The organism is Methylocaldum sp. GT1BB (genome assembly GCF_051027545.1).
In the GTDB taxonomy this organism is placed as follows: Bacteria; Pseudomonadota; Gammaproteobacteria; order Methylococcales; family Methylococcaceae; genus Methylocaldum.
Map to the genome: position 1 here is coordinate 4,841,610 of NZ_CP194902.1, position 14,793 is coordinate 4,856,402.

The 14,793-nt window shown below is 60.3% G+C and carries 11 protein-coding genes; all 11 read left to right on the forward strand.

The annotated features are described in order from the left end of the window. Positions 1-7: 7 nt before the first annotated feature. The 11 genes from ACR2TX_RS22785 to ACR2TX_RS22835 all read left to right on the forward strand — a co-directional run bounded on the left by ACR2TX_RS22785 (position 8) and on the right by ACR2TX_RS22835 (position 14,789). Positions 8-1,771 carry a carbamoyltransferase family protein gene (locus tag ACR2TX_RS22785; RefSeq protein WP_347257510.1) on the forward strand — a complete coding sequence of 588 codons (1,764 nt, stop codon included), beginning with the start codon at positions 8-10 and terminating at the stop codon, positions 1,769-1,771. Beyond that, complete coding sequence (locus tag ACR2TX_RS22790; protein ID WP_156879775.1) at positions 1,768-3,849, forward strand: iron-containing redox enzyme family protein; 2,082 nt, start codon at positions 1,768-1,770, stop codon at positions 3,847-3,849. The genes ACR2TX_RS22785 and ACR2TX_RS22790 overlap by 4 nt, the downstream gene beginning before the upstream one ends. Positions 3,850-4,073: 224 nt before the next feature. Then, positions 4,074-5,138 carry an LLM class flavin-dependent oxidoreductase gene (locus ACR2TX_RS22795; RefSeq protein WP_434130756.1) on the forward strand — a complete coding sequence of 355 codons (1,065 nt, stop codon included), beginning with the start codon at positions 4,074-4,076 and terminating at the stop codon, positions 5,136-5,138. 5 nt (positions 5,139-5,143) lie between these two features. Beyond that, positions 5,144-6,748, forward strand: coding sequence for an amino acid adenylation domain-containing protein (locus ACR2TX_RS22800; RefSeq protein WP_434130757.1), 1,605 nt, complete (start codon positions 5,144-5,146; stop codon positions 6,746-6,748). Then, positions 6,726-7,259, forward strand: coding sequence for a GNAT family N-acetyltransferase (locus tag ACR2TX_RS22805; RefSeq protein ID WP_133718148.1), 534 nt, complete (start codon positions 6,726-6,728; stop codon positions 7,257-7,259). Before ACR2TX_RS22800 ends, ACR2TX_RS22805 begins: the two co-directional genes overlap by 23 nt. Further along, on the forward strand, positions 7,235-7,504 hold the full coding sequence (locus ACR2TX_RS22810; RefSeq protein WP_077730566.1) for a phosphopantetheine-binding protein: 270 nt from the start codon (positions 7,235-7,237) through the stop codon (positions 7,502-7,504). Before ACR2TX_RS22805 ends, ACR2TX_RS22810 begins: the two co-directional genes overlap by 25 nt. After that, complete coding sequence (locus tag ACR2TX_RS22815; protein ID WP_434130758.1) at positions 7,494-8,639, forward strand: hypothetical protein; 1,146 nt, start codon at positions 7,494-7,496, stop codon at positions 8,637-8,639. The genes ACR2TX_RS22810 and ACR2TX_RS22815 overlap by 11 nt, the downstream gene beginning before the upstream one ends. 224 nt (positions 8,640-8,863) lie before the next feature. Further along, on the forward strand, positions 8,864-10,162 hold the full coding sequence (gene egtB / locus ACR2TX_RS22820; RefSeq protein WP_434130759.1) for an ergothioneine biosynthesis protein EgtB: 1,299 nt from the start codon (positions 8,864-8,866) through the stop codon (positions 10,160-10,162). After that, the gene (gene egtD, locus ACR2TX_RS22825; protein WP_156879772.1) at positions 10,159-11,130 is read left to right on the forward strand and encodes an L-histidine N(alpha)-methyltransferase; all 972 of its coding nucleotides are present in this window, start codon (positions 10,159-10,161) and stop codon (positions 11,128-11,130) included. The genes egtB and egtD overlap by 4 nt, the downstream gene beginning before the upstream one ends. 492 nt (positions 11,131-11,622) lie before the next feature. Then, positions 11,623-12,282, forward strand: a complete 660-nt coding sequence (locus ACR2TX_RS22830; RefSeq protein WP_434132537.1) for an ABC transporter ATP-binding protein — start codon at positions 11,623-11,625, stop codon at positions 12,280-12,282. Next, positions 12,279-14,789 (forward strand): FtsX-like permease family protein, encoded by a 2,511-nt coding sequence (locus tag ACR2TX_RS22835; RefSeq protein ID WP_434130760.1) that lies wholly within the window; start codon positions 12,279-12,281, stop codon positions 14,787-14,789. Before ACR2TX_RS22830 ends, ACR2TX_RS22835 begins: the two co-directional genes overlap by 4 nt. Positions 14,790-14,793 lie beyond the last annotated feature (4 nt).

Below are 14,793 nucleotides of genomic sequence, written 5' to 3' on the forward strand. Positions count from 1 at the left end.
ATCGGCGATGAAAAAACACGACACCCGAACGTATTATGTTGGCCTCTGCGCGACCTATCACGATCCGGCGCTGTCCATCCTGAACCATGCGGGCGAGATCTTATTCGCGGAGGCTACCGAACGCCACCTTCAATACAAGCGCGCCCTGAATTGCGAGCCGGACAACCTATACCTTATCCCTAAGCTTCTGAGCGAGCATTGCGGCGATGCCGATGAGTTCGTCATTGCTTGCAACTGGCGCCGATCCCGGCCGATCTACGAAAGACTCGCGAAGATGCTCGGCTGGCTGTCGCCCCGGGGCATCCTGAACGGCAAAGGACGCCGTCTTACCACGTGGCTGGAAATGTATCAGATCCACCACATGCTGGCTTGCCAGCACCACGCCATGCGGCGGATCGGGCTCAACCTGGCGCGAACATTGGGCCGCGACTTTCCCGGCGCATCCGTCCGTTTCCGCCATTACGACCATCATCTGACCCATGCCGCGCTGGCGTGTTACGGGAGTCCTTTCGACGAGGCGGCCTGCGCGGTAATCGATTCTTATGGCGAGGAAGGCTCCATGGCGTTCTTCGCCTATCGCAACGGACGCCTGAAACCTCTCTTCGAAGCACGCGGCCCGCTCAGCTTGGGATTCTACTATATGAAGCTCACCGAGCTATGCGGTTTCGATTGGATAGGCGGCGAGGAATGGAAAGTCATGGGGCTCGCGTCCTACGGACGGATCGACGAGGAGGTCTTGAGCTGGCTGCGCGGCACGATGCGGATCGAGGGCTTGCGCCTGGCTCCCGATTACGAACGATTCTTCGAGTACCTGAACCGCCTGATAACCCGTCGGAGATTGAAGAATCAAGCACCGGAGGCCGTCGCGGATTTGGCCCATACCGGCCAGCATTTCTTCACCGAGACCGTCAACCGGCTCATCGCCAATCTCCACGAACTCGCCTCGTCCGATAATCTGGCTTTCGGAGGAGGATGCGCGCTCAACTCGGTCTGCAACGGTCAGCTGTTGGCACATACGCCGTTCCAATCGCTGTACGTCCCGCCGGCACCTGCCGATGACGGGACCGCCTTAGGCGCAGCCCTGCTGGCGTTTCACGACGACCATCCGGAAAGCCGGACGGAACCCCGCCGCCTTTCGCCCTATTTAGGTAGCCGCATCAAGCGCGACGCCATTGAACGTCTCGCTCAGTACGCACAACTTCCGGTTCGACACTTGCCGGATGGAGCCGTAATAACCGCTGCCGCGGATCTTCTGGCCCAGGGAAAAATCTTGGGCTGGGTTCAAGGCTGCGCCGAATTCGGCCCCCGCGCGCTGGGCAATCGTTCCATTCTGGCCGACCCCAGGTCGCGGGACATGGGCGAGCGCATCAACCGAGACGTGAAATTCCGCGAACGCTTCCGTCCCTATGCGCCGGTCGTTCTGCACGAGCACGGTCCGGATTTCTTCGAAAACTACCAGGAAAGCCCTTATATGGATCGTACCCTGCGCTTCAGGCCCACCGTACTTGACCGGGTGCCCGCCGTGGTCCACGTCGACGGCACCGGTCGGCTGCAAACGCTCAAGCAAGACTGGAATCCGCGTTTTCATGCGCTGCTCGGCGAATTTCATCGACGAACCGGCGTGCCGGTCCTGCTCAACACCAGCTTCAACGTCATGGGCAAACCCATCGTGCACAGCGTGGAGGACGCCGCCGGCGTATTGCTCACGTCCGGCCTCGACGCCCTGGTCATCGACGATCATCTGTTCACCAAGCCAGGTCTTCAGCCATGACCGCGTCGCCGGATTTCCGCTCTCTTTGCCAGGTTCTGCTGAACGATCCTCCCGATCGAGGAACTCTGCAAACCGCCGAAGAGTTCGTGAAAGCCGCTTTGATCGAAGCTCAAGAGCAGCAAAATCGACCCGACTTCCAACTCGAAACCTGGGTGCCGGTTAACGCGCCGAATGTCGCCGACCCAGCCGAACGACGATCGTTGCTCTTGGCTCTCAGTCCAAGCGCGTTGCTCGAAGGCGCGTGGCTGGCCCGCGTATCCCAGCCGGCCACGGGCCATTTGTCCGCGCACGGTCACCTATTTGCGATTTACTGCCGAACGATCGGGCTGGAGGACGACTCACCGCCCCTTTCCCTACATTTCCGGAGCTTGTTGACGAATTCGACCATAACGCTCCCGCCCATTTACAGCCCTACTTTTTTCAGCGACCGGCGTTTCCCCGATTTCGCCCTGCGCATGCCCTGCCTCCATCTCGGCCTGATGCACAAACCCCGTACCTTCTTTCCGGAGCTGCTGGGCTACACCCTTGCTCATTGCTTTTTGGATTCGGCTTGGTGGGCTACTCTCTCGGATAGCCCTGAAACCGCTTGGATTTCGGCACGGGAACGATTTTCGAACGCTGTCCGTCCTTTGGCATCAGCTGCGTTGGAGTCCCACCTCCGGGAATACGGCCACTTGGCGCGTATCCGCGCCGGCTGGCACCTCTACCGCCATGCGTTCGAATCACTTCTGCTCGCTTTCTCCGCCGACCGGAATCGACGCCCGACGGCCGCCGACGCCATGGCCGACATCGTTAGGGCGAAGTGCCGGTACGCCGTCGGCTACCATCGTCGGGTGATGCTCCAAGAGCGTAGCCTTGATCAATGGCTGGCACAGGCCGAGGACGATCCCGGTGCGATGCTCGAAGCATTGCGCACCTCGCCTTATGTGGATCTCCGATGTCCAGCCGCCGGCCGGCTGATTCGAGCCATGCAATTCGGTGGCGCCATGTTCGGCGTGTTCACCGAAGAGGAACGGCGGTCCTGTCTCAACTGGATCGAAAATCCCGATGCCGAATCGGAAGCAATCGACGCCGGCGAAACGGCTCGCCGGTCCATTAGCGAACCCCGTGCAGTGCCAACTCCACAGAACGCACGGGCTGGACCGAAAAAACACCAGCCCTCGCCGCCTGCCATGAGCCGCCGACGGCTCTTCTCCGCGCTGCTCCGTGCCGAATCCGCCGGCGACTGCCCGCCCGAAGCGACGATCGCGGTGAAGCGCATTCTTGGCCGCAGCCGATGGCTGGACTTGCTGAAACCGATCCGTCGTTCTTTGCGCCATTATCATCCGGCGGCCTTCAGCGAGTGGATAGAAGCCGCTTATCGGCAGGAAGCCGCGCGCTATCGTCCCCTGAACGGCAATCCCAGGATTGGGCGGGAGTTTTGTCTTTGGGCAATTCTGCAACTGGCGCCGTCCATTCTGGTCGACGGCTGCTGGCTGGCCGCCATTCCGACGGCCTCCGAAAATCTCGGCGAGATCGAACGGCATCTGTTGCATATCTATGCCGACGAGGTGGGAAACGGCAGACCGGGACGCAATCATGCCAATGTCTATCGACGGCTGCTGGAGAGCTTGGACTTGGCGATTCCCGAGTTCGAGACCGAAGGCTTCGCCCAGGATCGAAGATTAACCGACGCCGCGTTTGAATTGCCGGTTTACATGCTGGCTATCGGGCTGCTCAAGGACCGCTATTTCCCGGAACTGCTGGGTCTCAATCTCGCCATCGAGTTGAGCGGACTCGGGGCCGGCTATATGCAGGTTGCGGATATTCTCCGCCATTACGGAATCGATCCCACCATCATTCAACTTCACCAGACCATCGACAATCTGGCATCCGGGCATGCGGGCCGGGCACGCGACGCCATCCTGCTCTACCTGGACCGAGTACGACAGCGGAGTGATTTTTCGGGCATGCAAGAAGCATGGCGCAGAATCCGGTTAGGTTACGTATCCCTCGGCGTCGCCATTCTGCCGATGACGGGCCGATTCATGCAGCGCTATTTTGCTGACCGTTTGAAGACGGCGTACCCGACAAGATAGGTAAACGTACGAATGGGCGAACCGGACCACAAGACGTTTATATGAACGTATCGATCGGGCAACGACACGCCAATTCTTGACTCAGAGACTCACGGACACCGAATCGAAAAAGCGTCAAGCCCAATCGCGATCCGACTGCCCGGCCGAAAAGGACAATGGCCGCTTTGCGCACGCTAGGCAGGCTTTAACCAACGATCTGGAACGACATTTCCAAGGAAGGCTTTATGTCGCAGCTTCAGCGTAACAGTGCATCTGCCGATTTTTCCGGAGAAAGCCGCATCGGTCTTGACGCGATCGACGTTTTCTCGACCTGCCCTCAATCCACTACCGGCGATCCGAAATCCTATCGACAGCGTGTCATCGAGGTAGCCCGCTGGAGCGAGCGTATCGGATGCCGAGGCATTCTGGTCTACACCGACAACTCGCTGGCGGACCCGTGGCTGGTGAGTCAAATCATTCTGGAACACACTGCGACCTTAGCTCCGCTGGTGGCCGTTCAGCCGATCTATATGCACCCTTATACGGCCGCGAAGAAAGTCGCGACGCTAGGATTTCTGTACGGGCGGCGTGTCTATTTGAACATGCTGGCCGGCGGCTTCCGCAACGATCTGTCGGCCCTTGGCGATGATACGCCCCATGACGAGCGCTACGCGCGTACGGTCGAGTACACGACGATTATCCGGCAACTGCTGGAAAGCCCGGCGGGCGTAAGCTTCGAAGGAAAGTATTACCGTATCCACAATCTTAAGATGTCTCCGCAGCTGCCGCCTTCGTTGCAGCCGGGCATCCTGATATCGGGCTCGTCGGATGCCGGCATGACGGCGGCTCACGCGATAGGCGCGACGGCGATCAAGTATCCCTTGCCTCCGAATGAAGAGCGAGGCGTAGAAAAGAATGTCGGAGTGCCCTGCGGCGTTCGGGTGGGCATCGTGGCACGTTCCTCGGCCGAGCAGGCATGGCGGGCCGCCTTAGAGCGTTTTCCGGAAACCCGCGAAGGACAGCTGACCCATCATCTCGCAATGAAAGTGTCGGACTCCGACTGGCATAAACAGCTGTCGTCGCATGCAGCGGCCGTGGACGACGATAACCCCTATTGGCTCGGCCCCTTCCACAATTACCAGACGTTTTGCCCTTATCTGGTGGGCTGTTACGAACGGGTGGCACGGGAAATCGCCAGCTACGTCGGGCTCGGCTATCGTACTTTCATTCTCGATATCCCGCCCAGCGAGGAAGAACTGGAGCATACGGCAATCGTTTTTCGCGAAGCCCTAGAATCCCTAAAGGGGTAACCGCCGTGCCCGAACTGTTGCAAGATTACGTCTCCCGACAGGCCGAGCTGCGCCCGAATGCCATCGCCGTTACCCTGGGAAGCTCCTCCTTGACTTACGGAGAACTGGATTCAGCCAGCTCGCGCTTGGCTTGGCATTTGCTAAAAGCCGGTTGCCGCCGCGGCGATCGAATTTGTCTGTTGCTGCCTAAATCGCCGGCTGCCGTCGTGGCCATGCTAGGCGTGCTCAAGGCAGATGCGGTTTATGTTCCGATCGATCTGACCAGCCCCCCCGCGCGCCTGGCACCGATGATCAGAATTTCCGAGCCGTGGGGAGCGCTGGTCTCGTCCGAGGCGGTGAAACTCTTGGATGACATCCTTGAAGAGATCGGCGACTACCCCATGATGATCGGCTCGATCGAGCAATATCGCTTGAACGGACGGAAATTCACCGCATGCTTCGATATGACCGAGGTGGACACATATCCTTCCGTACCGCCGGAGACCGAAAACAACGGGCTAGATATCGCGCACATTCTATTCACTTCCGGCTCGACGGGCGTCCCCAAGGGGGTGGTCATCACTCATCGTAACGTGATCGCCTTCGTGGAGTGGGCACGGAGTTACTTCGGCATCGAACCCGGCGACCGGATTTCGGGCCACACGCCCTTGCATTTCGATCTGTCCATGTTCGACATCTACGGCACGCTTTCGGCGGGAGCCGAGCTGCACATGATCCCGTCTGCGCTCAATTTATTGCCGCACAAACTCGCCGAATTCATCCGCTCGGCCGAGTTGACCCAATGGTTTTCGGTCCCATCGGTATTGAACCTTATGGCCAAGCACGGCATCGTGACGCAGAACGACTTTCCCATGCTCAAACGGATGTTGTGGTGCGGCGAGGTATTGCCCACTCCGACCCTCATCCATTTCATGCAGCGACTGCCGCATGTCCGGTTCACCAATCTTTACGGTCCGACCGAAACGACCATAGCGAGCAGTTATTACACCGTACCTGAATGCCCGCGGAGCGAGCTGGCGCCTATTCCGATCGGCACCGCTTGCGCCGGCGAAGAGTTGCTGGTGCTGGACTCGAAACTGAACGAAGTTCCGCCCGGCGAAATCGGCGATTTGTACATCGGGGGAGCGGGCCTGAGCCCCGGTTACTGGAAGGACCCTGAGAAAACCGCTGCGGCCTTTCTGCCCCATCCCCACGCGGCGGGCTCCGAAGACCGCATCTACCAGACCGGCGATCTGGCGAGACGAGGCGAAGATGGCCTGTTCTACTTCGTCGGACGCGCCGACACCCAGATCAAGAGCCGTGGCTACCGGATCGAGCTCGGAGAAGTCGAAGCGGCCTTCCATTCGATCGAGAGCCTCGAAGAATGTGCCGTAGTAGCCATGCCGACCGACGGATTCGAGGGCAATGCCATCTGCTGCGCCTACGTACCGCGGCAGGGTTCAACGGTGTCGGCAGCCCATTTGCGAGAGCAGGCGTCTCGATTGCTCCCGGGCTATGCGTTACCGATGCATTGGCTGCCACTGGAGCGACTCCCCAAGAACGCCAACGGCAAAATCGACCGGCCTCGTTTGCGGAGCCTCTTTCAACATGACACAGCTGTGGAACCTTGACGGCAAGTGGTTGGCGACCGCCGCCGACTGGCTCGCTGCCGAAGAGAACTATCGATGGCTGGACTTCGGCGGCGACGTGCAAATCCTGACGCCAATGCTGTTGCAGGTGATGGTCCAGCGCGACATCCACTGTTTACGCCTTTTCGCGCCGCCGGAGAGCGAACAGCCGATTGGCATCGTCGGGCTCAGCAGCATCACGGATTTCTTCAAAACCGCCACTTTATGGTACGTGCTCGGCGACAAGACGTACGCAACCGGCGGTTATACGACCCAGGCAGTCCGCCAGTTACTGGACCACGGCTTCGGCAGCTTGGGGCTGCAAGCGATTAACGCGTGGGCCGTGGAGGGAAACGTCGCGTCGATCCGCGTTCTGGAGAAAACCGGTTTTCGACCGATCGGGCGGCAACGACGCTGTCACCGGTTGGGCGATCGATACCTGGACCGTCTGCTATTCGATTTATTGGCCCATGAGCACCGGAGAACAAAATGCCTCAAAGCACCGAGTCACTGATGCAAGCCGTTACGCGCCTCCTCTTCGATCGCCTCAACATCGAAATTCCCGAGCCCGATACCGATCTGGTGGACGCCGGATTGCTGGATTCTCTACTGCTCGTCAACTTGATCGCTCAATTGGAGCGGGAGTTCGGCATCTCGGTATCGATCGACGACTTGGATCTGAACCTGGAAAAATTTCGCTCGGTAAGCCGAATTGCGGCTTATATCGAAAGCCGGCGGAATCTCACCGATGTCGCTTGAGCCGGCGCGAGTCAGGAGTCTGCGGCGCCAGTCCATTCGCCCGCTCACGTCTAATGACATCGCGGCGGTAGCGGCAGTCCTCGAACGGGTATTCCGCTCGGATCGCTCCGCGGCACCGGACCGACTGGCCGACTACGTACGCCGCATGTGTCTCGATCCGCCAGGCTACGATCCCGAGATTCCGTCGCTGGTCTACGAGGATGCTCAAGGCCGAATCGGCGGATTTCTGAGAGTGAGCGTGCAGCGGATGATCTTCGACGGCCGGCCGATACGCATGGCGTGCAGCGGACCGTTCGCGACACTTCCGGAGGCAAGGGCCAAGGGCGCCGGCGTATTCTTGCTTCGGCACTTTCTCGGCGGTCCTCAGGATTTATCGATTACCGACGGCGCAAACGACCAGGGGCGTTATTTGTGGGAGCAACTGGGAGGACAGACCGCGCACCTGCACTCCTTGGGCTGGATACGGTTACTCCGGCCGGCGGCATTCGCCAGCCAATACATCGGCCGGAAGCATCCTGCTCTCAGGCGGGTCGTAAGCATGTCCCGACCGCTCTCGGTGCTGCTCGACGGTGCGGCACGGAGCCTCTTGAAGAACGGCATGTTGCGTCCGGCACGTTCCACCGAAAAGCTTGTCGAGGAAGATCTCGCGCCGGAAGCCATGGCGGCGGCTTGGCCTAGGCTCTCGGCGCGCTGGCGTCTTCACCCCGATTACGGCAAATCCTATCTGGCCTGGCTGCTGGACGAGATGTCGAGCGTGACCTCGCGGGGTCCGCTGATCGGACGGCAGGTCCGCGATTCGAACGGTAAGCTGTCGGGTTGGTATCTTTATTACCTTTCGCCCAGCCGCATCGCGGAGGTGATGCAGATCGTCGCGGACGAAAATAACGAGAACGAAATTTTCGCATCCCTGCTGCTCGATGCCGACCGCCGCGGCGCGACGGCCGTGCAGGGCCGGCTGGAAGCCTGGCTTATCGATCCGCTGTATCGCAACCGGTGCCGCAGCTATCACCGGGCGCCGACGCTGGCTTTGGTGCATGCCCGCAGAAGCGAGGTGACGGCTGCCGTTCATGCAGGTCAAGCTTTTTTGACACGGGCTGACGGCGAATGGTGGACGGGGTTTCGTGAACAGTTCTGATTCGACGCCGAATTTCCGATAATCGAATATGAATCGATTCGGACGGAAAAAAGCTATTGTTTTGACATTCTGACAACGATCACTTTCCGTCACGCACTGCACTGTTTCAAAGTGTACTGACAGATTCTCCTCTTGCGCTGGAATTTACCCCTTTAGTAACACTACGGTTAGCCTTGAAAGGCTCGGCATTTTAGAATGCCCCCTGCGATCCAGGGAGGTAACACATGATACAAGCCGATCGTTCCGCTCGCTTCGCGCGCAAAGAGAATCCGACCGATGCCTTGCTCGAGGACTACCAGGCCATTCGCAGGCACAGCGAAACCTTGTGCGCGCCGCTGGCCGTCGAGGATTACGTCATCCAGGCGATGCCCGACGTCAGTCCGCCGAAATGGCATTTGGCCCACACCACCTGGTTCTTCGAAACCTTCCTGCTGATCCCTTACCTGAAACCTTACCGGCTCTTTCACGAACGATACGGTTATTTGTTCAACTCTTATTACGAAACCGTCGGAAGCTTCTTTCCACGGCCTCAGAGGGGCCTGTTGGCGCGGCCCACCGTAGAGGAGATCTACCGGTATCGCGCTTACGTGGACGAAGCCATGGCTGAATTGCTGACTGCCCCGCCGCCGTCGGACAAGGATGAAATCGCTTCGCGCCTCCTGCTCGGCTTGAATCACGAGCAGCAGCATCAGGAACTTCTCCTCACCGACATCAAATACAACTTTGCCGTCAATCCCCTGAGGCCGGTCTATCGCCACGCGAACCATCCGAAAGCTCCGGCCGCGTCGGCATTGGGATGGCTGGACTACGGCGGCGGTCTCAGGGAGATCGGCCATGCCGGCTCGGGCTTCGCCTACGACAACGAAACACCCCGCCACAAGGTTTACCTCCGGGACTACCGCCTCGCCTCGCGCCTCGTCACCAACGGCGAATACCTGGAGTTCGTCGAGGCCGGCGGCTATCGGCGGGCGGAATTGTGGCTTTCCGACGGTTGGGCGGCGATCAGGCAGCGTGGCTGGCAGGCTCCGCTGTACTGGGAGAACATCGAGGGCGAATGGTGGCTGATGACTTTGTCGGGAATGCGCCCTCTCGACGAGAACGAGCCCGTTTGCCACGTCAGCTTTTACGAAGCGGACGCCTACGCCCGTTTCCGGGGCAAACGCCTGCCGACCGAAGCGGAATGGGAATGCGCCGCGTCCCGTTGCACGATTCGGGGTCATTTCCGCGAATCGGGCCGCTATCATCCCGCTGCGACTTCGGAAACGGAAGGAGGCGATATCGCGCAGATTTTCGGAGACGTCTGGGAATGGACCCGGAGCCCTTATGCGCCCTACCCCGGATTCAAGCCGCTGGCCGGCTCGATCGGCGAATACAATGGCAAGTTCATGTGCAATCAGATGGTGCTCCGAGGCGGTTCGTGCGCGACGCCGGAGTCGCACATCCGCACCACTTATCGAAACTTTTTTTATCCGCCGGACCGCTGGCAGTTTACCGGCATCCGCTTGGCGGAGGATGGCTCATGACCGCTCGGCGCATCCGATTCACGGACCGGGAGCCGGCGCAGGCGGATATCCTCGACGAGGTATTGAGCGGCCTCTTCAGCCCGAAAAAACGGCTGCCCCCGAAACTGTTCTACGATAAGCGGGGCAGCGAATTGTTCGAGGCCATTTGCGAGACGCCCGAGTATTACCCGACCCGCACTGAAATCGGCATTCTCCGCGACTCCGCTCAAGAGATCGCGGAAACCATCGGCAAGGACTGTATCCTCATCGAGCCGGGCAGCGGCAACAGCCAAAAAGTGCAGCTCCTGCTGGAAACCCTGCACCCCGCCGTCTACATGCCGATGGACATTTCCAAGGATCATCTGAAACTTTCGGTGCAGGCGCTGGGAGCCGCATACCCATGGTTGCGGGTGCACGCGATGTGCATGGACTATACCGCCGGCTTGGAACCGTTCGAGCCGCCTCCGGCATCGGCCGAATCGAAAAAAGTCGTGTTTTTCCCCGGATCGACCATCGGTAATTTCGAGCCCGGAGAGGCTCTGGCTTTCCTTCGACGGGTCGCTCGACTCGTGGAACCGGACGGCGGTTTGCTGATCGGCGTCGATCTCAAGAAGGATCCGGCGGTGCTGCACCGGGCCTACAACGACGCGCAAGGACTGACCCGTGAGTTCAACCTGAACGTGTTGCACCGCCTCAACACCGAGTTGGACGCCGATTTCGATCCCGGCCGGTTCTATCACTATGCCTTCTACAATGCCCGAGAAAGCCGCATCGAGATGCACCTGATCAGCCGCGGCGCGCAGGAAATTCACCTGGCCGGAGAAGTCCTCACATTTGCCGACGGCGAATCGGTGCACACGGAAAATTCCTACAAGTACACGGTCGAAGAATTTCAAAGGCTGGCCCGGACGGCGGGATTCAGGGTCCGAGGATGTTGGCTGGACGACTGCAATCTGTTCAGCATCCATTACTTCGACTTACCGTCTTAGGGCGGTGTCGGCCGTTTACCGCACGCAAAGGAAGAAATGTCAGTATTGGTCGTCATTCCGGCATGGCTTGCTCACCCCGTCCCCGGGGTTCGTCCTTCGGACCGTGCTGCGCACGTCCAAATTTGCTCCTGGCAAATTTGTGCCGGACAAATCGGCAGGGCGAGGCGCAATGCGGCGAGCGGGCAGGCCAGGGAAGGACTGCCCAGGACTCGCGAGCGAAGCGGGACGGCGTAGCGTGGCGAGGCCGGTTTGCACGCATCACGCCCGAAGGGTGCCGCACAGGGACTGTGGGACATGAATCCAGAGGCCGAGGATGGCGGGGCGTCTACGTCCTTGTAACCTGGACCCCGGCAGTCCCAATCGCAAACGGGCCTTTAGTCGGCCCCTTCCATGCCGGGGTGACGATGTGATTTGAGTTTCGTCACGAACAGTACCAAAGGCAACTTGCATACCGAAGCCCCCGCCGCCATCCATTCCGAGCGACCGCTGCTGATGCTGCGCGGCGTGACTCATGGTTATCGGGAAGGCGACCGACTGCGTCCGGTGCTCCAGGGTATCGACGGCGACATCGGCGAAGGGCGCTTCGTGGCCTTGCTGGGACAGAGCGGATCGGGGAAATCGACTCTTTTGAATCTGATCGCAGGTCTGGACGTGGCAGACTCCGGATCGATCATTGTTCGAGATCTCGATCTGAACCGACTGCGCGAACCGGAGCGAACCCTGTTCCGGCGCAGCCATATCGGCTTCGTCTATCAGTTCTTCAATCTGCTGCCGACGTTAACGGTGCTGGAAAACGTCGCCCTGCCCGCGGAATTGAACGGTTTTTCCGCCGAAGAATCCCGGCGCCGGGCAGTTACGCTGCTCGAAGAAGTCGGTTTGGCCGACCGGCAGGACAGCTATCCGGATTCGCTGTCCGGGGGCGAACAACAAAGGGTCGCCCTGGCCCGGGCGCTGGTGCACGATCCCTCGTTGATTCTCGCCGACGAACCGACCGGCAATCTGGACAGCGCGACGGGGCGGCACATTCTGGATCTCCTCGATCACGCCGTCAGAAGGCGCGGCAAGACTTTGCTGGTCGCCACCCACAGCCGGGAAGTGGCCGAGCGCGCCGATGCGGTGTGGGAGCTGCGAGACGGCAGGCTCATATCATGATGACGCTGCTGAACAAAGCCAATCGCCGGCACTTTTACCGGCATCCGCTACAGCTCGTGCTGGCGATTCTGGGGATCGCCCTCGGGGTAGCGATGCTGGTTTCGGTGGATTTGGCCGTAGAGAGTTCGCGCCGCGCCTTTCAGCTGTCGATGAGCGCGCTGACCGGCAAGACTACCCATCACATCGTCGCCGGGGCCGGACTCCTCGATGAGACGCTTTATCCCAAGCTCAGACGGGGTTTAGGCGATGTGCCCATGGCGCCCGTCGTCGAAGGCTATGTCGCGGCGCACGATCAGACCCTGCGACTCGCCGGCTTCGACCCCTTCTCGGAAAGCCCGATACGGCAAGGGCTCACTCGATCCTCGTTCGCCGCGCTGGTCGATCTCCTGACGGAACCCGGCGCGGTGCTGATTTCCCGCATCACCGCCCAGCGGCTCAACATCGGCCTCGGCAACAACCTGACCGTGGAGATCGCGGGCACGCCGCGGACGATACGCGCGGTCGGCTATGTCGATCCCGAGGAAAAGCCCGATCCCGCTTTGGAAGGCCTGCTGCTCGCCGACATCGCCACGGCCCAGGAGGTACTGGGCAAGATCGGCGGGCTCGACCGCATCGATCTCGTCTTGCCCGACGATCCGGGCGAACTGGAGAAGCTGCATGGCATGCTGCCCGAAAACACCGCGCTGATCGATGCCGCCGGACGAAACACCGCAACCGCGCGCATGGCCCATGCATTCGAAATCAACCTGAAAGCCATGAGTCTGATGGCGCTGCTGGTCGGCCTTTTCCTGATCTACAACACGATGACCTTCACGGTGCTGCAACGCCGTCCGCTGCTCGCCAATCTCCGCATCGTCGGCGTCACCCGGAATCAGCTCATGAGCGAAATTTTGTTGGAATCCGGGTTGCTCGGCCTCTTCGGCAGCTTGCTCGGATTGATGCTGGGACTGGCAGCGGCTCGAGGTCTCCTGGATCAAATCACCCGCACCATCAACGACATGTATTTCGTCGTCACGGTGACCGAGTTTTCGGTCTCTCCCGCGGCTTTACTGCGCAGCCTGTCGATCGGAATCTCGGCCTCGGTATTGGCGGCATTGCCCGCCGCCCTGGATGCGGCTTCGACCCGGCCGGTCCGCGCCCAGCGCCGCTCCGGCCTGGAACAGAGCGTGCGCCGGTGGCTCCCAAAATTGACTTTATTGGGGATAGCAAGCGGAATCCTCGGAGTCTTCCTCCTGAACTGGCCGGCGGCCGGTCTGATTACGTCGATAGTCGGGATCTTCCTGCTGGCGGGGGCTTATGCGCTCTTTATCCCCGCAGCGATGCTGGACCTCACCAGACTGTGTCCGCGCACCGCCAGGCCAATCGTCCGCCTGGCCATCCGAGGTACGTCCGCCGCTTTGAGCCGAACCGGTTTGGCGACGGCGGCATTGAGCATTTCGGTAGCCGTCGCCATCGGCGTCGGCATGATGGTGGAGAGCTTTCGCTTCACCATTGCCGATTGGCTGCAACAACTGCTTCAGGCCGATCTTTACGTGGCCCGTCCCACGGAAACCGGCATCGCGAGCGAACCCTTGCCCTCATCCCTGCTGGAGGACGCCGTTCGCTTGCCCGGCATCGCGGGCTTCAGCCTCGGACGCCGGACCTTCGCCGAATCCTCAGTCGGCCGCATCGAGCTCCTGGCGTTTCAGCCGGCTTACCCGGAGCGGCCGGCGTTCCGTTTCAAATCGGCCGACGATCGGACGGTTTGGAAGCGGTTTATGGCCGAGCCGGTCGTCATCGTTTCCGAACCTTTTGCCACGCGGCACGGGCTGGGAGCCGGCGATTCCTTAATGTTGAGCACGTCACGAGGTCCGAAGCCGTTTGTCATCGCCGGAGTCTTTTTCGATTACCGCTCGGATCAGGGACTCGCAGTCCTGCGACGGGACTTGTATGCGAACCTTTGGAACGATACCGGCGTAACCTCGCTCGGCCTTTATCTCGCAAGCGGGATTACGGCAGAAGCGGTAAAAGCGAAAATACAGGACCTGACTCGGCAACCCGGCACCGTGCTGATCCGTTCGAATATCGAAATCCGGCAAGCCTCGATGGAGTTTTTCGAACGCACCTTCGCCGTCACCCATGTGCTGCGCCTCCTCGCCGTCGGGGTCGCGCTGATCGGGATCCTGAGCGCGCTGCTGGCGATACAGCTCGAACGGACGCGGGAATTCGCCGTGCTGCGATCGCTGGGAATGACGCCGCGGCAACTGATCGGCCTCGTGCTCACGCAAACCGGTTTTCTGGGCCTTTGCGCCGGGGTTCTTGCACTGCCCCTGGGGTTCGCCCTGGCCATGGCACTGGTCAAGGTCATCAACCTTCGGTCTTTCGGCTGGAGCATGGATTTGGCGGTTTCCGGCGTGGAGCTGTGGCAAGCGCCGCTTCTTTCGATTACCGCGGCGTTGATCGCCGGACTCTATCCGGCATGGAGGGCAAGCAGACTAACTCCGGCCTTGGCGTTGAGGGAGGAATAATGGT

Coding starts and splice junctions, on each gene's coding strand:
- ACR2TX_RS22785 (WP_347257510.1), top strand. CDS start 8: ATGAAAAAACACGACACCCGAACGTATTATGTTGGCCTCTGCGCGACC.
- ACR2TX_RS22790 (WP_156879775.1), top strand. CDS start 1,768: ATGACCGCGTCGCCGGATTTCCGCTCTCTTTGCCAGGTTCTGCTGAAC.
- ACR2TX_RS22795 (WP_434130756.1), top strand. CDS start 4,074: ATGTCGCAGCTTCAGCGTAACAGTGCATCTGCCGATTTTTCCGGAGAA.
- ACR2TX_RS22805 (WP_133718148.1), top strand. CDS start 6,726: ATGACACAGCTGTGGAACCTTGACGGCAAGTGGTTGGCGACCGCCGCC.
- ACR2TX_RS22810 (WP_077730566.1), top strand. CDS start 7,235: ATGCCTCAAAGCACCGAGTCACTGATGCAAGCCGTTACGCGCCTCCTC.
- ACR2TX_RS22815 (WP_434130758.1), top strand. CDS start 7,494: ATGTCGCTTGAGCCGGCGCGAGTCAGGAGTCTGCGGCGCCAGTCCATT.
- egtB (WP_434130759.1), top strand. CDS start 8,864: ATGATACAAGCCGATCGTTCCGCTCGCTTCGCGCGCAAAGAGAATCCG.
- egtD (WP_156879772.1), top strand. CDS start 10,159: ATGACCGCTCGGCGCATCCGATTCACGGACCGGGAGCCGGCGCAGGCG.
- ACR2TX_RS22830 (WP_434132537.1), top strand. CDS start 11,623: ATGCTGCGCGGCGTGACTCATGGTTATCGGGAAGGCGACCGACTGCGT.
- ACR2TX_RS22835 (WP_434130760.1), top strand. CDS start 12,279: ATGATGACGCTGCTGAACAAAGCCAATCGCCGGCACTTTTACCGGCAT.